The 19324-nt window shown below is 72.7% G+C and carries 21 protein-coding genes; 16 read left to right on the top strand and 5 right to left on the bottom strand.

The window, feature by feature from the left end; genetic code table 11:
- Positions 1 to 51 precede the first annotated feature (51 nt).
- The gene (locus ACZ61C_RS10465; RefSeq protein ID WP_465305104.1) at positions 52 to 1077 is read left to right on the top strand and encodes a WD40/YVTN/BNR-like repeat-containing protein; all 1026 of its coding nucleotides are present in this window, start codon (positions 52 to 54) and stop codon (positions 1075 to 1077) included.
- Here the strand turns inward: ACZ61C_RS10465 and ACZ61C_RS10460 are convergent.
- Together ACZ61C_RS10460 and ACZ61C_RS10455 are read right to left on the bottom strand one after the other, a co-directional pair.
- On the bottom strand, positions 1074 to 1772 hold the full coding sequence (locus ACZ61C_RS10460) for an SDR family oxidoreductase (RefSeq protein ID WP_465305102.1): 699 nt from the start codon (positions 1770 to 1772) through the stop codon (positions 1074 to 1076). The genes ACZ61C_RS10465 and ACZ61C_RS10460 overlap by 4 nt on opposite strands.
- 20 nt (positions 1773 to 1792) lie before the next feature.
- The gene (locus ACZ61C_RS10455) at positions 1793 to 2695 is read right to left on the bottom strand and encodes an NADP-dependent oxidoreductase (RefSeq protein WP_465305100.1); all 903 of its coding nucleotides are present in this window, start codon (positions 2693 to 2695) and stop codon (positions 1793 to 1795) included.
- Positions 2696 to 2801: 106 nt separating this feature from the next.
- Between ACZ61C_RS10455 and ACZ61C_RS10450 the strand changes: the two genes are divergently transcribed.
- The 7 genes from ACZ61C_RS10450 (at position 2802) to ACZ61C_RS10420 (ending at position 7725) form a co-directional block, all read left to right on the top strand.
- A complete protein-coding gene (locus ACZ61C_RS10450) occupies positions 2802 to 3233 on the top strand; it encodes a winged helix-turn-helix transcriptional regulator (protein ID WP_465305098.1) in 432 nt (143 codons plus the stop codon).
- A 10-nt stretch (positions 3234 to 3243) separates the two neighbouring features.
- Entirely contained in the window at positions 3244 to 4227 is a 984-nt protein-coding gene (locus ACZ61C_RS10445; RefSeq protein ID WP_465305096.1) for a helix-turn-helix transcriptional regulator, read from the top strand.
- Positions 4224 to 5204, top strand: coding sequence for a helix-turn-helix transcriptional regulator (locus ACZ61C_RS10440; protein WP_465305094.1), 981 nt, complete (start codon positions 4224 to 4226; stop codon positions 5202 to 5204). The genes ACZ61C_RS10445 and ACZ61C_RS10440 overlap by 4 nt, the downstream gene beginning before the upstream one ends.
- A 10-nt stretch (positions 5205 to 5214) precedes the next feature.
- Positions 5215 to 5427 carry a bacteriophage holin gene (locus tag ACZ61C_RS10435; RefSeq protein ID WP_465305092.1) on the top strand — a complete coding sequence of 71 codons (213 nt, stop codon included), beginning with the start codon at positions 5215 to 5217 and terminating at the stop codon, positions 5425 to 5427.
- A 61-nt stretch (positions 5428 to 5488) separates the two neighbouring features.
- Positions 5489 to 5785 (top strand): Sec-independent protein translocase subunit TatA, encoded by a 297-nt coding sequence (gene tatA / locus ACZ61C_RS10430; RefSeq protein ID WP_395936003.1) that lies wholly within the window; start codon positions 5489 to 5491, stop codon positions 5783 to 5785.
- Between the two features lie 87 nt (positions 5786 to 5872).
- Positions 5873 to 6844, top strand: coding sequence for a twin-arginine translocase subunit TatC (tatC, locus tag ACZ61C_RS10425; RefSeq protein WP_465305090.1), 972 nt, complete (start codon positions 5873 to 5875; stop codon positions 6842 to 6844).
- On the top strand, positions 6844 to 7725 hold the full coding sequence (locus tag ACZ61C_RS10420; RefSeq protein ID WP_465305088.1) for a diacylglycerol/lipid kinase family protein: 882 nt from the start codon (positions 6844 to 6846) through the stop codon (positions 7723 to 7725). Before tatC ends, ACZ61C_RS10420 begins: the two co-directional genes overlap by 1 nt.
- Here the strand turns inward: ACZ61C_RS10420 and ACZ61C_RS10415 are convergent.
- Positions 7722 to 8303 (bottom strand): hypothetical protein, encoded by a 582-nt coding sequence (locus ACZ61C_RS10415; protein WP_465305086.1) that lies wholly within the window; start codon positions 8301 to 8303, stop codon positions 7722 to 7724. The genes ACZ61C_RS10420 and ACZ61C_RS10415 overlap by 4 nt on opposite strands.
- A 207-nt stretch (positions 8304 to 8510) precedes the next feature.
- On the opposite strand from ACZ61C_RS10415, the gene ACZ61C_RS10410 reads away from it, so the two are divergent.
- From ACZ61C_RS10410 to ACZ61C_RS10395, 4 genes are all read left to right on the top strand, one after another.
- Complete coding sequence (locus ACZ61C_RS10410; protein ID WP_465305629.1) at positions 8511 to 11288, top strand: DEAD/DEAH box helicase; 2778 nt, start codon at positions 8511 to 8513, stop codon at positions 11286 to 11288.
- A gap of 160 nt (positions 11289 to 11448) precedes the next feature.
- Positions 11449 to 12216: a DUF4333 domain-containing protein gene (locus ACZ61C_RS10405; protein WP_465305084.1), complete on the top strand. Its 768-nt coding sequence runs from the start codon at positions 11449 to 11451 to the stop codon at positions 12214 to 12216.
- Positions 12217 to 12294: 78 nt separating this feature from the next.
- Positions 12295 to 13497, top strand: coding sequence for a GNAT family N-acetyltransferase (locus ACZ61C_RS10400; protein ID WP_465305082.1), 1203 nt, complete (start codon positions 12295 to 12297; stop codon positions 13495 to 13497).
- A 49-nt stretch (positions 13498 to 13546) separates the two neighbouring features.
- Positions 13547 to 14764, top strand: a complete 1218-nt coding sequence (locus ACZ61C_RS10395; RefSeq protein WP_465305080.1) for a GNAT family N-acetyltransferase — start codon at positions 13547 to 13549, stop codon at positions 14762 to 14764.
- Here ACZ61C_RS10395 and ACZ61C_RS10390 read toward each other — a convergent pair.
- On the bottom strand, positions 14761 to 15708 hold the full coding sequence (locus ACZ61C_RS10390) for a 5'-3' exonuclease (protein ID WP_465305078.1): 948 nt from the start codon (positions 15706 to 15708) through the stop codon (positions 14761 to 14763). The two genes, ACZ61C_RS10395 and ACZ61C_RS10390, sit on opposite strands and share 4 nt — an antisense overlap.
- Before the next feature lie 266 nt (positions 15709 to 15974).
- Here ACZ61C_RS10390 and ACZ61C_RS10385 point away from each other — a divergent pair, with 266 nt between their 5' ends.
- The 4 genes from ACZ61C_RS10385 to ACZ61C_RS10370 are packed head-to-tail and all read left to right on the top strand — an operon-like array spanning position 15975 to position 18126.
- Positions 15975 to 17117, top strand: coding sequence for a M24 family metallopeptidase (locus ACZ61C_RS10385; protein ID WP_465305076.1), 1143 nt, complete (start codon positions 15975 to 15977; stop codon positions 17115 to 17117).
- A complete protein-coding gene (locus tag ACZ61C_RS10380; RefSeq protein WP_247023285.1) occupies positions 17114 to 17569 on the top strand; it encodes an Lrp/AsnC family transcriptional regulator in 456 nt (151 codons plus the stop codon). The genes ACZ61C_RS10385 and ACZ61C_RS10380 overlap by 4 nt, the downstream gene beginning before the upstream one ends.
- Positions 17570 to 17615: 46 nt before the next feature.
- A complete protein-coding gene (locus tag ACZ61C_RS10375; protein WP_465305073.1) occupies positions 17616 to 17840 on the top strand; it encodes a hypothetical protein in 225 nt (74 codons plus the stop codon).
- Positions 17827 to 18126 (top strand): hypothetical protein, encoded by a 300-nt coding sequence (locus ACZ61C_RS10370; protein WP_465305072.1) that lies wholly within the window; start codon positions 17827 to 17829, stop codon positions 18124 to 18126. The genes ACZ61C_RS10375 and ACZ61C_RS10370 overlap by 14 nt, the downstream gene beginning before the upstream one ends.
- Positions 18127 to 18211: 85 nt before the next feature.
- Here ACZ61C_RS10370 and ACZ61C_RS10365 read toward each other — a convergent pair whose 3' ends face one another.
- On the bottom strand, positions 18212 to 19291 hold the full coding sequence (locus tag ACZ61C_RS10365) for a GDSL-type esterase/lipase family protein (protein WP_465305071.1): 1080 nt from the start codon (positions 19289 to 19291) through the stop codon (positions 18212 to 18214).
- Positions 19292 to 19324: the final 33 nt, after the last annotated feature.

Genomic DNA, 19324 nt, shown 5'->3' with positions numbered 1-19324 from the left:
GCCCGGTGTTCCCTACGAAAGTCGCCGGGCGGGTGCGGCAGGATCTCCCGCATGCGTGTTGTGCTGCTCGTGCTCGCCCTGCTGGTCTCGGTGGCGGCTCCGGCGTCGGCGGGGGAGCACTCGCCGAAGTGGGACGTGAAGGCCACCGGCGTCACGGCTCAGTTCCGTGGCCTGTCCGCGCTCAGCGCCCGCGTCGCGTGGGTCAGCGGCACGCAGGGCACCGTCCTGCGCACCACCGACGGCGGGGCGAGCTGGAAGTCCGTCGGCCCGCCGGGTGCGGAGACGCTCGAGCTGCGGGACATCGAGGCCTTCGACGCCGACCACGCCGTGACCCTCTCGATCGGCCCGGGCGCCGACTCGCGGATCTACCGGACCGACGACGGCGGCAAGCACTGGCGGCAGACGTTCCAGAACACCGAAGCCGCCGCGTTCTACGACTGCCTGGCCTTCTTCGACCCCTGGCGCGGCCTTGCGATGAGCGACCCCGTCGACGGCCACTTCCGCGTCCAGGCCACCTTCGACGGCGGCCGCAGCTGGCGCCCGGTGCCGGACAGCGGCTTCCCGCCCGCCCTGCCCGGCGAGGCCGGTTTCGCCGCCAGCGGCCAGTGCATCACCACGTCGGGACCGTTCGACGCCTGGCTCGCCACCGGCGGCGGAGCCACCGCCCGCGTCCTGCACTCCGGCGACGGCGGCCGCCACTGGACGGCGTCCGACACGCCGTTGCCGAGCAGCCCGTCGGCCGGCGTGTTCGCCGTCGCGTTCCGGACCCCGGGCGAGGGCATCGCGATCGGCGGCGACTACGCGAACCCGACCGCGCCCGGCCCGGCCGTCGCGCTGACGAAGGACCGCGGCCGCACCTGGCGCACCCCGGGCCAGTACCCCGCCGGGTACCGCTCCGGGCTGGCCTGGCGCGGCGGCGGCGTCATCGCGGTCGGCACCGGCGGCAGCGACTACAGCCCGGACGGCGGGCGGCACTGGACGTCGTTCGACACCGGCAGCTTCGACTCGGTGGACTGCGCCGGACCGAGCTGCTGGGCCAGCGGCGCCCAGGGCCGCGTCGCGCGCCTGAGCCGCTAGAGCACCTGGCCGGTCGGGCGGACCATGATCTCGTTGACATCCACGTGCGGCGGCTGCTGCAGCGCGTAGAGCACCGCGCGGGCGATGTCAGCCGGCTCGAGCTTCGGCTTCTTGCGCATCTCCTCGTCGAGGATGTCGGTGTCGGTGATGCCCGGGTTGACCAGCGTGACCCGCACACCGGAGCCGACGGCCTCCTCGCGGATCGACCCGGCCAGGCCGGTCACCGCCCACTTCGTCGCCGAGTACAGGCTCGCGTTGCGGATGAACCGGCCGGCGACCGAGCCGGTGATCACCAGGTGCCCCGAGGACTCAGCCAACGCGGGCAGCACCGCGCGGGCGGTGTAGGCGGCGCCGAGCACGTTGGTGCGGACCATCTCCGCCCACTGCTCCGGGTCGTCACCTCCGGTGCCGAAGAACGACGTCCCGACGCCGACGCCGGCGTTGGCGAAGGCCGCGTCGAGCCGCCCGAACCGCTCGACGGCCTTGCTCACGGCGTCGGAGATGCTCGGCCAGTCGCCGACGTCGGCGCCGAGCGCCAGCGCCCGGTCCTCGCCGAGCTCGGCGGCCAGCGCGGCGGCGGACTCGGCCTTGCGCGCCACGAGCGCGACCTTGAACCCGGTGGTGGCGGCCAGCCGCGCGGTGGCGGCGCCGAGGCCGCGTGAGGCGCCGGTGATGAGAAGAACACGATCATCCATGCGTCCAGGCTAAGCACGATTCACGGCGTCAGCACGAGCCTGCCGCGCAGTCCGCCCGCTTCGAGCCGTTCGTGGGCCTTTGTCGCGTCCGCCAGCGGCAGCACGTCGGCGACGCGCGGGGGAGGAATCCGGGCCAGCTCGGCCAGCCGCCCGCCGTCCGCGCGGATCCAGACGTTCCGCACGCGGACGCCGCGCAGCGGGATCGGCGCGGCCCCGGCGGCGAAGGCCACGAACTCCCCGCCGCCGCGGACCGCGTCGAGCGTGTCCAGGCCGAGGAGCGCGGTGTCGAGGGCCGCGTCCACCCCGCCTGGGACCAGGGCCCGGATCCGCTCGGCGAGGTCCGGGCCACGCGGGACGAACAGGTCCGCGCCGAAGCCCCGGACGGTGGCTTCGTCGCTTTCGGCCGCGACGGCGACGACGGCCAGCTTCCGGGCGTGCGCGAGGGCGACCGCGTACCCGCCGACCGCGCCCGCCGCGCCGGTGACCAGGACGGTCCCGGTGGTTTCGACGAGGTCGAGCGCCTGGGCGGCCGTGAGCGCGTTGAGAGGGAGGGTGGCCGCTTCGACGAGGGAGACGCCGGTGGGCGCCGGAGCCACGGCGGAGGCGTCCAGCACGATCTGCTCGGCGTAGGCGCCCAGCGGGCCGGCGATCCGGTCGCGCAGGCCGATCACCGCGGTGCCCACCTCGAAGCCGGAGCCCGCGTCGACCTCGCCGGCGACGTCCCAGCCGAGGCCGAGCACCTCCCGCGGCGGGATCACCCCGGCCTCGGTCAGGATCCCGGCCCGGGTGGCGACGTCGACCGGGTTGACCGCGGCCGCCGCCACCCGGATCCGCACCTGCCCGGGACCCGGCTCGGGCACCGGCACTTCGAGCTGCTCCAGCACCTCCGGGCCACCGAACCGGCGGACCACGATCGCACGCATCTTCGTCTCCTTCGCGAGGTGAACCTTCCTCGCGAACGTAGGGGGAGCTACTCTCCAACGGAAAGTACGCACCCGAAGGTGCCCACAGCACGAGGAGGTTCGCCCGGTGCCCACGCGCACGGCGGAACAGCGGCGGCAGGACGAGAAGGCCGCCTACGACGCCTACCTCGCCGCCTGCCCGACCCGGAAGCTGCTCGACGAGATCGCCGGCAAGTGGGTCAGCCTGGTCCTCGTCGCGCTCGGTGACGGCCCGCAGCGCTACAGCGACCTTTCGCGGCGCATCGCCGGAGTCAGCCAGAAGATGCTCACCCAGACCCTTCGGGTGCTCGAACGCGACGGCCTGGTGCGCCGCGAGGTGACCCCGTCGGTGCCCGTGCGCGTCGACTATTCCCTTACCCCGCTGGGAGAAAGCCTGCGCGCGCTGATGGCCGGGTTCAAGGACTGGGCCGAGGCGAACTTCGACGCCGTGGACGCCGCGAGGGGCGATTACGACGCGCGCACCCCGGACCTCACGATCGGGCCGGGCGGCGCGGGCTAGGCTCTACCGGGTGTCCACCGCACGCGCCGAACGGCTGGTCAATCTGGTGCTGGCCCTCCTGTCCACCCGGCAGTACCTCACTGCCGAGCGGATTCGCGGCATCGTGCCCGGATACGGCGACGCCGCCAGCGACGACGCCTACTTCCGGATGTTCGAGCGCGACAAAACCGAGCTGCGCGAGCTCGGCATCCCGCTGGAGACCGGCCGCAACTCCGCTTTCGACGCGATCGAGGGCTACCGCATCGCCCGCCGCGACTACGAGCTCGGCGAGATCGACCTCGCCCCCGACGAAGCCGCCGCGGTCGCGCTGGCGTCCCGGCTGTGGGACTCCCCGGAGCTGACCGGGCAGGCGCAGGGCGCGCTCGTGAAGCTGCGCGCCGCCGGCCTGGAGGTCGACGACCAGGCGCCGATGATCGTCGAGCCGCGCGTGCGCGCCGAACCGGCGTTCGGGCCGCTGCTGGCCGCGGTGCAGAACGGCCAGGCCGTGCGCTTCGAATACCGCCGCAGCGGCTCGCCCGAACGCATCATGCGCACCCTCGAGCCGTGGGGTGTCGTGTCGTGGAAGGCCCGCTGGTACGTCGTCGGGCACGACCGCGACCGCGGCGCCACCCGCTGCTTCCGCCTCTCCCGCGTCACCGGCCAGGTGCGTCCGGTCGGCAGGCCCGGCGCCGTGCACCGCCCGGAAGGCGTCAACCTGCTCAAGCTCGTGTCGGTGACCGGTGACTCCGAACCGGCCCCGGTGACCACCGCGCGGCTCTGGGTCGCCGACGGCCGCGCCGCCGGGGTCCGCCGCCGGGGGAAGGTCATCGGCCGGGAGACCGTCGACGGCGAAGAGGGCGACCTCGTAGAGATCGGGTTGTACTTCCCGGAGTCCGCGGCCGACTGGATCACCGCCCAGGGCCCTGACGTCCTCGTGCTCGAACCCGACGTGCTGGCCAAGACGGTCCAGGACCGGCTCGAAGCCGTCGTGGCCCGGCAGGGGAGCGCTTCGTGAGCGGGTCCACCGACCGGATGCCGCGGCTGCTGGCGCTCGTGCCCTACCTGCTGGCGCGCCCGGGCATCCGCGTCGACGAGGCGGCGCAGGACTTCGACGTCACGCCGAAGCAGCTGCGCAAGGACCTCGAGCTGCTGTGGATGTGCGGGCTGCCCGGCTACGGGCCCGGTGACCTGATCGACCTGTCCTTCGAGGGGGACACGATCGTCGTCACCCACGACGCCGGGATGAACCGCCCGCTGCGGCTCACCGGCGGCGAGGCGACCGCGCTGCTGGTCGCGCTGCGCGCGCTGGCCGAGACGCCGGGCGTGGTCGACGGCGACGCGGTGCGCCGCTCCATCGCCAAGATCGAGTCGGCCGCCGGGCAGGCCCAGCCCGCCGGCGTCGTCGTCGGCGGGGGTGTGCGCGAAGGCAAGAAGACCGCGCGGACCCGCGAGCGGGTCGCCCAGGCGCTGCAGGACGGGCGGGCGCTGCGGATCCGCTACTACACCGCGTCCAAGGACCAGGTCACCGAGCGCACGGTCGACCCGATGCGGCTGCTCATCGTGCAGGCCGTCGGGTACCTGGAGGCCTGGTGCCGCCGCGCCGAGGGCGTCCGGCTGTTCCGGCTCGACCGGATCGACGAGCTGACGGTGCTCGACGAGCCGTCCCGGCCGCCCGCGCACGCCCACCCGACCGACATTTCCGACGGTGTCTTCCGCGAGCGTCCCGACCAGCGGGAAGCGGTGCTCGTCCTCGATCCGGACGCACGCTGGGTAGCCGAGTACTACCCCTGCGAGGAGCTCGACGAGCTCGACGGCGGCCGGCTCCGCATCCGGATGCGCTACGCCGACCAGTCGTGGATGGTGCGCCTGGTGCTGGGTCTGGGCGGGGAAGCGCTGGTGGAGAGCCCGGCCGACCTCGCGGCGGACGTCGGACGCCGGGCGGCCGACGCGGTGGCCCGAGCCCGTCACCTTCCGTCAACCTGCGACCACTAGGGTGATCGACGTGCCGTACCTGCCCACCGTCGTGCTCGCCGCGATCGGCCTGCTGCTGCTCGTCGTCCTGCTGGTGCGGACCGCCAAGGTCTTGCGTGGTTTCAAGCAGACCGCAAGCATGGTGGCTACGAACACCCAGGACCGGGCCGGGCTCCTCCGCGCGCGGTCGGCCGCGCTGCGCGTCGCCTTCGCGGAGCGCCGCCGGAAACCGGAAAACCAGTAACATCCCTACCAGACGCAGATAGGAGGCCATCTTGTTCGCCAACGGATTGCAAGGATGGCATTTGATCATCTTGGTGCTGCTCGTCGTGCTGCTGTTCGGGGCCAAGCGGCTTCCCGATGCGGCGCGGTCGATCGGCAAGTCCATGAAGATCTTCAAGGCCGAGACCAAGGACCTCGCGGGCGACAAGAGCGCCTCGCACGAGGACGCCGAGCCCGTCGAGACCAAGCAGATCCCGGCCACGCCCGTCGCCCCGCCGGCGACCGCCGCGACCGACCAGCAGGTCGCCGACCTCCAGCGGCAGCTCGACGAGCTGAAGAAGCAGCAGTCCGCCGACCAGCCGCAGAAGAACGCCAGCTGAGCGGCTAGGCCACACCCGGTCCCTGGTCCGCCGGAGCGCGCCCCAGCCGGCGCGCTCCGGCGGACACCGACGAGAACGGAACATCCCGTGGCGGAACCCGCCTCCGGAAACGGCGACACCCGCCGGTCGAAGCGGAGCAAGCGCAGCCGTCGCAAGAACCCCGACGGCACGATGACGCTCATCGAGCACATCTACGAGTTCCGCCGCCGTCTCGGCTTCGCGCTGCTCGCCGTCGTCGTGGGCGGCATCCTGGGCTTCTTCTGGTTCAGCACCAAGGTCGGGCCGATCCCGTCGCTCGGCGAGATCGTCAAGGACCCGTACTGCGCCATCCCGCCGGACCGGCGGCTCAACGGCTACCAGGGCTGCCAGCTGCTGCAGACGGTGCCGTTCGAAGCCTTCATGATCCAGCTGAAGGTCGGCCTCGCGGCCGGCGCCGTGCTGTTCTCGCCGGCGTGGCTCTACCAGGTCTGGGCGTTCATCGCGCCCGGGCTGTACTCCAAGGAACGCAAGTACGCGCTGACGTTCGTCGGCTTCGCCTCGGTGCTGTTCGCCGCCGGCGCGGTGCTCGCGTACATGCTGTTCCCGCACGCCCTGCAGCTGCTGATGGGCTTCGGCCAGGACGAGTTCGTCACGGCGCTGACCGCCGACAAGTACATCTCGTTCATGCTGTCGCTGCTGATCATCTTCGGGATCAGCTTCGAGCTGCCGCTGCTCGTGGTGATGCTCAACCGCGTCGGCGTGGTCAAGTACCGGCAGCTGAAGAAGTGGCGCCGCGGCATCGTGTTCGCGCTGTTCGTCTTCGCCGCCTTCGTGACCCCCGGCTCGGACCCGTTCTCGATGCTCGGCCTGGCCGGCGCGCTGACGGTGCTGTTCGAGCTGTCGGTCCAGCTCGCCCGCATCCACGACCGCAAGAAGGACCGGGAACGCGCGGACGAGGGCTGGGACCAGCTGGACGACGACGAAGCGGCGCCGTTCGACTACACGCCGAGCAAGATCGACGACGAGCCGTCCACCCCGACCACCTCCGGCGGCCGGTCCGGCACCGACGACATCACGTAGTGGGGATCCACGCCGCGCTCGCCGTGCACCCGGCCTCGGGGCACGGCGCGGCCGCCCGGATCATGGACACGGTCGCCGAGCGCCTGCGCGCCGCCGTCGACCGCCTCGACGTGCTGGTCGCCAACACCGTCGAAGAGTCCCGTGAGCTGATGCGGACCTCCCACGACGCGGGCCTCGACGTGCTGGTCGTGCTCGGCGGGGACGGTGCCGCCCACCAGGGTGTCCAGTTCTGCGCCGACCACGACGTCGCGCTCGGGCTCGTCCCGGCCGGCACCGGCAACGACTTCGCCCGCGCCCTCGGTGTGCCCGGTGAGCCGCCGGCGGCGGTCGACGCGCTGGTGGCGGCCCTGAAGTCGGGGGCCCGGCGGCGGATCGACCTGGGCCGCCTCGGGGACACCTGGTTCGCGACCGTGCTGTGCGCGGGTTTCGACGCGAGTGTCAACGAACGCGCCAACCGGATGCGCTGGCCGTCCGGGCCGCGCCGCTACGACGTGGCGATCCTCGCCGAGCTGGCCGCGTTCCGCTCCCGGCCGGTGGTGGTCGACACCGGCACCGAGCGCCTGGAGCTCGACGCGACGCTGGTGGCGGTCGGCAACACGCGCTTCTACGGCGGCGGCGTCCCGATCTGCCCGACGGCCGACCCCGAGGACGGCGTCTTCGACGTCACCGTCGTCGGGGACGTCAGCCGCCGCGGCCTGATCCGCATGCTCCCCGGCCTGCGCACCGGCAAGCACCTCACCCACCCGGCGGTCCGCACGCTGCGCGCCCGTTCGGTGTCCCTGACCGGCAACACCTGGCCCGCCTACGCCGACGGCGAGCCGCAAGGGAGCGTGCCGGTGACGGTCAGCTGCGTCCCGGGCGCGCTGACGGTCCTGGCCTAACGCTCGTACCCACCCGCCCGGGCCACCAGCTGCCGGAAGTGCGCGGGCGTCAGCAGCCGCTCGGCGCGAGTGTCCGCGAAGTACACCCCGCCGCAGCGGTGGCAGAACCAGCCCTGCTCCCACAGTTGCTTCGCCGCCGGCACCCCGCGTCGCTGACGGCGGTGCGCCCGCAACCGCCGGACGTACAGCCACACCAGCGTCCCGGCCGCGACGTACACGCACAGCGACGGCAGCGAGATCAGCACGATCCCCAGCACCTTCGCCCCGGCCCCACCGGGCGGCGGGTCGTCGGCCGCCGACAGCGGCAGCAGCAGGAAGCAGCTCCCGACCAGCGCCAGCAGCACCACCGCGGCCAGCAGGCCGCCGCCGCGGCGCGGGGGAGGGAAGGGGTCGAGCGCCCTTGCGACCCCGGAGACGGTGATCCCGGAAACCTGGCTGCTCGTGTAGAGCACCCCGTCACCGGCGGGCACGGCCACCACCGGCCCCTGACCCCGGTAGAACGAATGCCCGCCGTGGTAGACCGCGGGCACGTGCTGCACCTGGTCCAGCTGCCCGCAGCTCGGACACGGCTCGGTCATCACCACCCACCTCCCGCCCTCATGCAGCCTCCGACGCCGCCCGGCCCGGACCGGTTCCCACCACTGTGATGTATAACGACCTATACGGTGGCCGCTTCCGGCCGACACCGTGTGTCGGCCGGAAGCAAAAGAAGCGGTGACTGCGGGCCGCCACGCCGTCGGTCACACCGCGTGCAAACTGTCGGGGGCATGTGGAACCCTGACGAGGTGGCCAGTAGCCCTTCTCAGTCCCCGGCCGAGGCCTTCGCGGCCTCCTCGCGTCGTGGGAAGTACCCCCAGCTGACGCGCTTCGCCGCGGAAGCGTCCTTCGAGTTCGACGAGTTCCAGATCCGCGGGTGCGAAGCGCTCGAAGGCGGCCACGGTGTGCTCGTCTGCGCGCCCACCGGCGCGGGCAAGACGATCGTCGGCGAGTTCGCCGTGCACCTGGCGCTGGCCGAAGGCCGCAAGTGCTTCTACACGACGCCGATCAAGGCGCTGTCGAACCAGAAGTACGGCGACCTGGTGGCGCGCTACGGCTCGGACGCGGTCGGGCTGCTGACCGGCGACTCCTCGATCAACGGCAACGCCCAGGTGGTCGTGATGACCACCGAGGTGCTGCGCAACATGCTCTACGCCGGGTCGTCGACCATCACCGACCTCGGGTACGTGGTCATGGACGAGGTGCACTACCTCGCCGACCGGTTCCGGGGCGCGGTCTGGGAAGAGGTGATCCTGCACCTGCCCGAGCACGTCCGCGTGGTGGGGTTGTCGGCCACCGTCAGCAACGCCGAGGAGTTCGGCGAATGGCTGGTGGAGGTCCGCGGCGACACCACGGTCGTCGTCGACGAGCACCGGCCGGTGCCGCTCTGGCAGCACATGCTGGTCGGGAACCGGCTGCTGGACCTGTTCGCCGGCGAGGACGTCCACGCGGCCGGCGCGGAGCTGCGGATCAACCCGACCCTGCTGCGGCGCACCGAAGAGATCGGCCGCCAGTACGCGCCCGCGGGCTTCCGTGGTCCGCGCGGGTCGCGGCGGGGTGCGCCGCGGATGCCGCGGTTCCGGCCGCCGTCCCGGGTGGACGTGGTGGAGCAGCTGGACCGGGCGGGGTTGCTGCCGGCGATCGTGTTCATCTTCTCGCGGGCCGGCTGTGACGCCGCGGTCACGCAGTGCGTGCGGTCGGGGCTGCGGCTCAACGGGCCGGACGAGGTCGAGGAGATCCGCCGGATCATCGAGGAGCGGACGTCCGAGCTGCCCGAGGGTGACCTGGGGGTGCTCGGGTACTGGGAGTGGCGGGAGGCGCTGGAGCGCGGGATCGCCGGGCACCACGCCGGGCTGTTGCCGGCGTTCAAGGAGACGGTCGAGGAGCTGTTCGTCCGCGGGCTGGTCAAGGCCGTGTTCGCCACGGAGACCCTCGCGCTCGGCATCAACATGCCGGCCCGGACGGTCGTGCTCGAACGGCTGGTGAAGTACAACGGCGAGGCGCACGTCGACCTGACGCCGGGGGAGTACACGCAGCTCACCGGGCGAGCCGGGCGGCGCGGCATCGACGTCGAGGGGCACGCCGTGGTGGCGTGGCAGCCGGGGGTCGACCCGAAGCAGGTCGCCGGGCTGGCTTCGACGCGGACGTACCCGCTGCGATCGTCGTTCCGGCCCGGCTACAACATGGCCGTGAACCTGGTCGCCCAGGTCGGCGCGAGCTCGGCGCGGGAGCTGCTGGAGCAGTCGTTCGCGCAGTTCCAGGCCGACCGGTCGGTGGTGGGCACGGCGCGGCGGATCGAGCGGAACAAGGAAGCCTTGAAGGGCTACGCCGCCGCCGTGACCGGGGAGTTCGACGAGATGCTCGAGTACGTCGAGCTGCGCGCGAAGATCTCGACGCGGGAGAAGGCGCTGTCGCGGCAGAACACGGCGGTGCGGCGGGCCGGGACCGCCGAATCGCTGGAGAAGCTGCGCAAGGGTGACGTCATCGCCGTGCCCGCGGGCCGGCGGGCGGGGCTCGCCGTCGTCGTGGATCCCGGGCTGGACCCGATCCGCGAGCCGCGGCCGGTCGTGGTGACCGAGGACCGGTGGTCCGGACCGCTGTCGGTGGCCGACTTCCCGGCCCCGGTGGAGGCGCTGGGCCGGATCAAGCTGCCCAAGCACATCGAGCTGCGCTCGCCCAAGACCCGCCGGGACATCGCCTCGACCCTGCGCAACGCCGGGATTTCCTTGCCGGGCAGGCAGAAGCGGCGGTCCGGCACGAACGAGGACGGCGAGCTGGCGGCGCTGCGGCGGGCCCTGCGCGCGCACCCGGGTCACGGGCTGGCCGAGCGGGAGGCGAACCTGCGCTGGGTCGAGCGGTACCAGCGGCTGACGGCGGAAACCGAGCAGCTGGAACGGAAGGTGGCCGCGACCACGCACTCGCTGGCGCGCGCGTTCGACCGGATCCTGGCGCTGCTGGGGGAGCGCGGCTACCTGGGGCCGGAGTCGGCCGGGGACGGCGAGGACCGCGTCACCGAGCACGGCCGGCGCCTGACCCGGCTCTACAGCGAGTCCGACCTGCTGGCCGCGGAGTGCATCCGGCACGGCGTGTGGCGCAAGCTCGGGCCGGCGGAGCTCGCCGCCGTCGTCTCGACGCTCGTGTTCGAGGCGCGCCGGGACACCGCCGGGGAACCGCGGCTGCCCGGCGGCGCGGTGCCCGAGGCGTGGGAGGAGACCGCGCGGCTGTGGGTGGAGCTGACCGAGGACGAGCGGCGGCACCGGCTCGACCGCACCCGGGAGCCGGACGCGGGGTTCGCCTGGCCGGTCTACCGGTGGGCGCGGGGTGAGTCGCTGGAGAAGGTGCTCACGGCGGCGGAGGCGAACGGCCAGGAGCTGTCGGCGGGGGACTTCGTCCGCTGGTCACGCCAGGTGATCGACCTGCTCGACCAGATCCGGGACGTGCTCGGCAAGGGTGACCCGGTCGGGGCGGCGGCGGCCGAGGCGGTGAAGGCGCTGCGCCGGGGCGTGGTGGCCGCGGGCGCGGCGTGAACTCCGTGTCAGGCCTGCTCGCCGGCGGCGGCGGGGATGTGCGTGGACACGTGTGCTCGGCTCCGACCTGTGGTTGGATCGCGAACAACACCGTGCGTACGCGGCTTGACGACGGTTTCGGGGTGGACAGCGAGATGATCGAGGCAGGCGGAGGCAGACGATGAGCACGCCGTATGGCGGCAACGACCCACAGCAGCCCCAGTACGGGCAGCAGCCGGGCGGCGCGTACCCGCCGAGCGGCCCGCAGGAACAGCCCCAGTGGGGCCAGCAGCCGCCTTCGTACGACCCGAACCAGCAACAGCAGTGGGGCCAGCCGCAGCACCCTCAGCAGCCGCAGTACGGGCAGCAGCCCGGCGGGTACACCCCGCCGCAGCAGCCGCAGTGGGGCCAGCAGCCGCCGCCGTACGGGCAGCAGCCGGGCGGCGGGTATCCGCAGAGCGGCCCGCAGGCCCAGCCGCAGTACGGGCAGCAGCCCGGTGGGGCGTACCCGCAGAGCGGGCCGCAGGCGCAGCCGCAGTACGGCCAGCAGCAGCCGGGCCAGTACGACTACGGCCAGCAGCAGCAGTTCCCCGGCGGGGCGGCTCCGGAGGGCGAGAAGCCGGAGAAGTCCAAGAAGGGCCTGCTGATCGGCATCGTGGTGCTGGTCGTGGTCGTCGCGGTGGTCGGCATCCTCGGTTTTGTCGCGCCCGGGTTCTTCAAGACGCAGGTCTTCAACAACACGCAGATGCAGACCGACGTGCAGAAGCTGCTGACGGAGACCTACAAGATCGACGGGGTCACCGGGGTCACCTGCCCGGCCGAGCAGAAGGTCGAGGACGGTGCGAAGTTCGAGTGCACCGCGACCATCGCCGGCAAGCCGCAGCAGATCACTATCACGGTGAAGGGTGACGGCGGCAACTACGAGGTGTCGCCGCCCGCCGCGAAGTAAGGCGAGCGCACGAGCCGAGGTCCGGCCGCCGGGGTATTCCGGTGGCCGGACCTCGGTCGTTCCGGCGATGATCCGGGCATGACCGATTTCGAGATCCGGACCCTGCGCGTCGACGAGCACCGTGCCGCGAGCAACCTCTTCCGCGACAGCTTGCACGCGGCGCCGAGCGACGACGCGGACTGGGAACGGGCCGCCCGCGCCTACCAGCCCGGCGGGACGCTCGGGGCGTTCGACCCGGAGCTCGTCGGGACGGCGCGGTCGTTCGACGCCGAGCTGACCGTCCCGGGCGGCGCGCGGCTGCCGATGGCCGGGGTGACCGGGGTCGGCGTGCGGGCCGACCGCACGCGCCGCGGTGTGCTGAGGGCGTTGATGACGACCCAGCTGGCGGACTTCGCCGCGCGGGGTGTGGTGTTCGCGAACCTGCTCGCGTCGGAGGCGCCCATCTACGGGCGGTTCGGGTACGGCCTGGCGACCCGGTGCCGCGGCTACAGCGTCGACCGGCATCGGGCGCGGCTGCACCCGGACGTTCCGTCGGGCGGTGAGGTCGAGCTGCTGGAGCTCGACGAAGCGCTGGAAGTGTGTCCGCGCGTGTACGACGGTCTCGAGTTCCGGCCGGGCATGATGACCCGGCCCGAGGTGCTGTGGCGGCTCTACGAGAACCACGCGCGGCGCACCAGCCCGCCGGTGAAGGCGCTGGTGCACCACGGACCCGACGGCCCGGACGGGTACGCCACCTACTACGTCGACGGCTTGCAGAAGCACCCGTGGACCAAGCAGCTGCACCTGGTGGACCTGTTCGCCGGCACGCCGGCCGCGTTCGCCGGGCTGTGGCGGTTCCTGCTCGGCATCGACCTCGTCGACCGGATCGTCGCCGAGGCCCGGCCGCTCGACGAGCCGATCGAGCTGATCCTCGAGGATCACCGGCGGAGCACCGTCGACCGGATCGGGGACGAGCACTGGACCCGGCTCGTCGACGTCCCGAAGGCGTTGGCGGCCCGCGAATACGGGCCCGCGGAGCCGGTGGTCGTCGAGGTGACGGACCCGGTGCTGCCCGGCAACAGCGGCACCTACCGGATCACCCCGGACGGCGCCGAGCGCACCGGCGAGCCGGCCGGGCTCGCCCTCGACGTCACCACGCTCGCGATGGTCTACTTCGGCACGTGGCGGCCGTCCGCACTGGCCGGTGCCGGCCGCATCGTCGTGCGTGACCCGGCCGCGCCCGCGGCGGCCGACCGGCTCTTCGGCACCCGTGTGGCGTCCTGGAGCGGCACCCACTACTGAGGCGGAAAACGGGATGCCGCGGCTCGGGCGGGGCGGCAGGATCGGCGGCATGCGCACCTTCGACGTCCGCCCCGTCACCGAAGACGACCGCCGCAGCACGTTCGACCTGCTGAGCCGTTCCCTGCACGGCAACCGGGTCGCCGACGAACCCTGGGCCCGTTTCGGGGACTCCTGGCCCGCCGCGCACAAGTTCGGCGCGTTCGACGGGGACACCCCGATCGGGATCGCGAGCTCGTACACCACCGAGATCGCGGTGCCCGGCGGGCGGGTCGTGCCGGTCGCCGCGGTCGACGGCGTCGGGGTCCGCGCCGACCGGACCCGGCGCGGGGTGCTGACCGCGATGATGGCCGTGCAGCTGGCCGACTTCGCCGCGCGCGGCATCCCGCTGGCCGTGCTGCACGCGAGCGAACCGACGATCTACGGCCGGTTCGGCTACGGCTCGGCCGCGCTCGGCAAGACCGTCCGGCTGCCGCGGCCCGCCGCCCGGCTGCACGAGCGCGTCCCGGCCGGCGGGGACGTCCGGATGCTCACGCCCGAGGAGGCCGTGAAGGAGGTTCCCGGGCTGTACCGGCGGATCGGGCTCGGCCGGGCGGGCATGATCGGGCGTCCGGACCTCTGGTGGCCGATCTCGCACGACCGGCACGTCGACCGGGACGGCACCCACGTCGTGGTCGTCCACAGTGGACCGGATGGGGACGACGGTTTCGCGGTGTACAAGACGGTAGAGCGGCGCTCTCTCGACGCACCGGAGGAGGGTGCCGTGCTGGAGGTCCGCGACCTGCACGCGGCCGGCCCGGTCGCGCGGGCCGCGCTGTGGCGGTTCCTGCTGTCGGTGGACCTGGTGTCGGCCGTGCACGCCCGGCACCGCCCGGTCGACGAGCCACTCGCCCCGATGCTGACCGACCACCGGCACGCCCGCACCCTCGACGTCGAAGACGACCTGTGGCTGCGCCCGGTCGACGTCCCCGCGGCACTCGCCGCCCGCACTTACCGCGCGGCCGAGCCGGTGGTGCTCGCGGTGACCGACCGGAGCCTGCCGGCCAACACGGGGCACTACGAAGTCGGCCCGGACGGCGCCCACCGCACGGACGCCACGGCGGACCTCGCGCTCGACGCCGACACGTTCGGCATGCTGTACCTCGGCGAGTGGAGCGCGACCGCGTTGGCGGACACCGGCCGGATCGAAGTCCACAACGCGGCGGCGGTCGCACGGGCCGACGAGCTGTTCACCACGGTCACCGCACCGTGGTGCGGCACGCTGTTCTAGTTTCCGGGCAGGGCGTTCAGCAGCCGTTCCACCGAGTTGCCGAGGTTCCACCGCTCGGCCAGCTCGGCGACGCGGTCCGGGTCGGCGGGGGTCGCGGGGACCGGGTCGGGCCGGGACTGCTCGACCGGCGCGTCGACGGCCACCCGGACCACGGTCGGCGCGACCGCGAGGTAGTCGGCCGCGTCGGCCAGGCGCAGGCGGGTCTTGAGCGGCACCCGGGCGTCGCTCGCGGCGGACGCTTCGAGGAGCGCGTCGAGGGAGCCGAACTGCGTGATCAGCTTCGCGGCGGTCTTCTCGCCGATGCCGGCGACGCCGGGCAGCCCGTCGGAGGGGTCGCCGCGCATCATGGACATGTCCGCGTACGCCGGGCCGGCCGTCTCGCGGGGCAGGCTGTAGCGCTCGGCGATCTCGGCCGGGCCGAGCACCTCGGCCTTGGCCCAGCCCTTGCCGACGTAGATCACCGAGGTGGGGGTCGGCTCGGTGCGCACCAGCTGGAACAGGTCCCGGTCGCCGGTGATGACCTCGACGGCGTCGGTCTTCTCACGGGTGGCGAGCGCGCCGATGACGTCGTCGGCCTCGTAGCCGGCCGCCTCCGCGGTCGCGAAGCCGAAGGCCTCCAGCAGCTCGAGGATGATCGGCACCTGCGGGGTGAGGGTGTCGGGGACCTCTTCGACGTCGGGGTTGCTCGCGTCGGTCTCCTCGGCGACCCGGTGCGCCTTGTAGCTCGGCAGCAGGTCGGTGCGGAACTTCGGCCGCCAGTCCGCGTCGAGGCAGCAGACGAGGCGCGAGGGGTGCCGGTCGGTGAGGATCCGCGCGATCGTGTCGGCGAACCCGCGCACGGCGTTGACCTGCGTCCCGTCGGCGGCGCGCATCGAGTCGGGCAGGGCGTAGAACGAGCGGAAGTAGAGGCTCGCGGAGTCGAGCAGGGCAAGTGGTCCGGTCACCCGCACAGCCTGCCACGCCAACTCGTCCGGCAGGGGGCGCGACGCACCTGGGGTGGGGAAGGAGCGCACCGGGGGAGATGCTCACCGCCGGCCGCCCCGATCCCGAGCCATGCCCGTCCCGCCGGGGGAGTGCACCTCCGGCGGCAAGGCGCCGCGTCGAGTCCGCCGCCCGTCCCCTGAGCGGATGTGCGCCGTCGGGGGAGCGGGCGGCATGTCGGGGCACCGGGCGAGTGGATCAGGCTGACCACCCGGCTAGGCTCGGGGCCATGTCGCGCCGTTCCCTCCACACGCCTGCCCCCGACGCCGCAGCCCTTCGCGCCCGCCTCGACCGGGCCCGCGCCGCCGCGGCGGCCGCGGACACCGATGCCCTGCTGATCGCGCCCGGTTCCGACCTGCGCTACCTGATCGGGCAGGCCGGTGGCTCCTTCGAGCGGCTCACCACCCTCGTCGTGCCGGCCGACGGCGCTCCCGCGCTGGTCGTGCCGAAGCTAGAGGCGCCCGGGTACGCCGATGTGCCGACCGACGAGCTCGGCGTCGAGCTGCTCACCTGGGTGGACGGCGACGACCCGTACCAGCTCGTCGCGGGCCGGCTCGGCAAGCCCGGACGGGTCGCGGTCAGTGACTTCACCCCGGCACTGCACGTCCTGGCGCTGCGCGCGGCGCTCGGCGAGGCCGAGCAGACCCTCGCCGGCCCGGTCGTGCGGGAGCTGCGGATGCGCAAGGACGCCGCCGAGATCGCGTCGCTGCGGGACGCCGGCGCCGCCATCGATCGCGTGCACGCGCGGGTCCACGAGTGGCTGCGGCCCGGCCGCACCGAGGCGGCGGTCGGCGCCGACATCGCCGCGGCCATCGTCGAGGAGGGCCACACCCAGGCCGACTTCGTGATCGTCGGCTCCGGCCCGAACGGCGCGAGCCCGCACCACGACGTCTCCGACCGCGTCATCGAGAAGGGTGACGTCGTGGTCGTCGACATCGGCGGCCCGCTGCCGGCCGGGTACAACTCCGACTCCACCCGCACCTACGCCGTCGGCGCCCCGCGCGACGCCGACGTGGCCGACACCTACGCCGTGCTGCAGCGCGCCCAGGCCGCCGCGGTCGCCGCCGTCAAGCCGGGCGTCACGGCCGAGCAGGTCGACGCCGCCGCGCGCGAGGTCATCGCCGAGGCCGGGTTCGGCGAGTACTTCATCCACCGCACCGGGCACGGCATCGGCCTGGACGTGCACGAGGAGCCCTACATCATCGCGGGCAACACCCTGCCGCTGGAGCCGGGCATGGCCTTCAGCGTCGAGCCGGGCATCTACCAGCCGGGCCGGTGGGGCGCCCGCATCGAAGACATCGTGATCGTCACCGAAGACGGCGTTGAGTCCGTGAACAACCAGCCGCACGAGCTCGTCGTGCTGAACGCATGACGGTCGGCGGCCTGGAACCGCTGGACCAGTCGATCGTCCAGGAGCTCGCGGCCGACGGCCGGCGCAGCTTCACCGACCTCGCCGAGCGGGTCGGGCTGTCGGTGTCGGCGGTGCACCAGCGGGTGCGCCGCCTCGAGCAGCGCGGGGTCATCCTCGGGTACACCGCGCGGCTCGACGGCGAGCAGATCGGGCTGCCGCTGACGGCGCTGATCTCGCTGACGCCCAACGACCCGGGCGCGCCGGACGACTACCCGCAGCGGATCCAGCACATCAAGGAGATCGAGTCGTGCTACTCGGTGGCCGGCGACGAGTCCTACATCCTGCTGGTGCGGGTCCAGTCGCCGCTGGCGCTGGAGGACCTGCTGCGGCGGATCCGGGAGGCCGCGAAGGTGTCGACCCGCACGACGGTGGTGCTCTCTACGCCGTTCGAGGGACGTTCGCCGACGTTCTGACCCCGGCGGGCCGTCCGATGACCGGGGCACTGGTACGGTAAAAGGTATGGCAACACGTAAGGTGACACTTTCGCTGGACAGCGGCGCCTTGGAATTCGCCGAACGCGCCGCGAAGGCACACGGGATCTCGGTCTCGTCCTGGCTGTCGAAGGCGGCCAGGCGCGAGGCGGTTCGCACGGGCTACACCCCGCAGAAGCCGGAGCCGGCCGTCGCGGAGTTCGACGAGGCCGAGCGCACGGCGGCGGAGAAGGATCTGCGTGCGCAGGGGTGAAGTCTGGACGTACCACCCCCCGACCGAACCGGCCCGGCACCGCACCGTCGTGCTGCTGTCCTCGGACGGGGTGAACGAGTCCGAGCGCCCCTGGCTGCTCGGCACCGAACTGCTCGAACGCGACCCGCAGGACATCCTCGGGGTGGCGGTCGACGCCCGCTACTGGGTGTCGACGCTCAACCTCACCCGGCTCTACCGGCCCTGGTTCGACGAACGCATCGCCGAAATCGACCAGGACGTCCAGGAGCGCATCGACATCGCCCTGCGCGCCGCACTCGACCTTTGAGTGTATAACGACCTATACCGCATGGCGACGGTATAGAAACCGTGGTCCAGTAAGCAAAAACCCGCAACGGAGCGGGGAAACTTGCTCAGCGGGCGACGACCTCCGGGGCCGAGTGGAGCTTCCCGTCCGCGCCGGCCAGGCAGGAGGCGTTGCCTTCGCGGGCCGCGAGGAACTCCGTCAGGCAGTTGGCGATCGCCGTGTGCCCGGCCGCGTTGGGGTGGAACGACTCCTGCAGCGCGTGTCCGGCGCGGTCGGCTTGGCCGAGGTCGGCCAGCTGCAGGGTGAGGCGGGTGAACCATTCGGTCGCGGGGTTCGCGCCGCCGCTGCACGCTTCGTGTTTGACGCCGGCCTTGGCGAGGTCGAGGAACCGTGCGCCGGTTTGCCGGGCGGCGGTTTTGAGGCCGGAGGACAGGATGCCGATCCCGGTCTGGGAGATCCATCGGAGGTCTTCGACGCGGAAGGGGCAGCCGTTGAGGCTGCGCAGGTCTTCGGGCAGGTCGGGGCCGATGGGGGCGGCGTAGGACTGGACGACGAGCTGGTAGTCGGCGGGCACGTATCCCGCTTGGGCCAGTACTTTCTTGACGTCGGAGACGGCGGTGGCGACCTTCGGCACCATGGCGTCCACTTTGGACTGCCAGGTCTGCTTGAGCGCGGTGCTGCACGGGGGTCCGCCGGGGTTGAACCAGGCTTTGAAGCAGTCGGTGACCTGGTTGGAGAACTTCGGTTCGTCGTTGGCGCCGACGGCGATCACGACGGCGGCGACGCGGTGGTCCTTGACGAGGGCCGCGAGCTGCTGGGCTTGGGAGCCTTCCGTCCACTGTTTGACGTCGCCGAGGGCGACCTGTTCGGCGGGGGCGCCGGAGCAGCCGAGGTTGACGTGGGCGGTGATGCCGGGGAGGGCGATCTTGTCGACGAAGGCGTTGGGGGAGCGGTGGCACCAGTTGCCGCCCTGGCCGTTGGTGGTGGCGGTGTACTGGCCGGCGCCTTCGCCGGAGACGGTGCTGTCGCCCATGGCGACGACGGTGAGCGGTCCGGTGCCGGGTGGGCCTTGCCGGGGCTGGGGTTGCCCGGGTTTGCTTTCGGAGCCGAAGAAGGCGAAGAAGCCCACCAGCAGGGCCACGCAGGCGAGGACCAGTGCCCCCCAGTACCACCGAAGACGTCGCATCGCCGTTGATTCTACGGATCGGGTGATCGGGTC

This window comes from Amycolatopsis sp. NPDC104587 (assembly GCF_055583645.1).
The sequence above is the reverse complement of the archived record's forward strand: the minus strand, read 5'-3'. Positions and strand labels throughout refer to the sequence as shown.

Excerpts from the sequence above, each read along its gene's own strand:
- ACZ61C_RS10465 (WP_465305104.1), top strand. The coding sequence starts at position 52 with ATGCGTGTTGTGCTGCTCGTGCTCGCCCTGCTGGTCTCGGTGGCGGCT.
- ACZ61C_RS10460 (WP_465305102.1), bottom strand. The coding sequence starts at position 1,772 with ATGGATGATCGTGTTCTTCTCATCACCGGCGCCTCACGCGGCCTCGGC.
- ACZ61C_RS10455 (WP_465305100.1), bottom strand. The coding sequence starts at position 2,695 with ATGCGTGCGATCGTGGTCCGCCGGTTCGGTGGCCCGGAGGTGCTGGAG.
- ACZ61C_RS10415 (WP_465305086.1), bottom strand. The coding sequence starts at position 8,303 with ATGACCGAGCCGTGTCCGAGCTGCGGGCAGCTGGACCAGGTGCAGCAC.
- ACZ61C_RS10405 (WP_465305084.1), top strand. The coding sequence starts at position 11,449 with ATGAGCACGCCGTATGGCGGCAACGACCCACAGCAGCCCCAGTACGGG.
- ACZ61C_RS10400 (WP_465305082.1), top strand. The coding sequence starts at position 12,295 with ATGACCGATTTCGAGATCCGGACCCTGCGCGTCGACGAGCACCGTGCC.
- ACZ61C_RS10395 (WP_465305080.1), top strand. The coding sequence starts at position 13,547 with ATGCGCACCTTCGACGTCCGCCCCGTCACCGAAGACGACCGCCGCAGC.
- ACZ61C_RS10385 (WP_465305076.1), top strand. The coding sequence starts at position 15,975 with ATGTCGCGCCGTTCCCTCCACACGCCTGCCCCCGACGCCGCAGCCCTT.
- ACZ61C_RS10380 (WP_247023285.1), top strand. The coding sequence starts at position 17,114 with ATGACGGTCGGCGGCCTGGAACCGCTGGACCAGTCGATCGTCCAGGAG.
- ACZ61C_RS10375 (WP_465305073.1), top strand. The coding sequence starts at position 17,616 with ATGGCAACACGTAAGGTGACACTTTCGCTGGACAGCGGCGCCTTGGAA.
- ACZ61C_RS10365 (WP_465305071.1), bottom strand. The coding sequence starts at position 19,291 with ATGCGACGTCTTCGGTGGTACTGGGGGGCACTGGTCCTCGCCTGCGTG.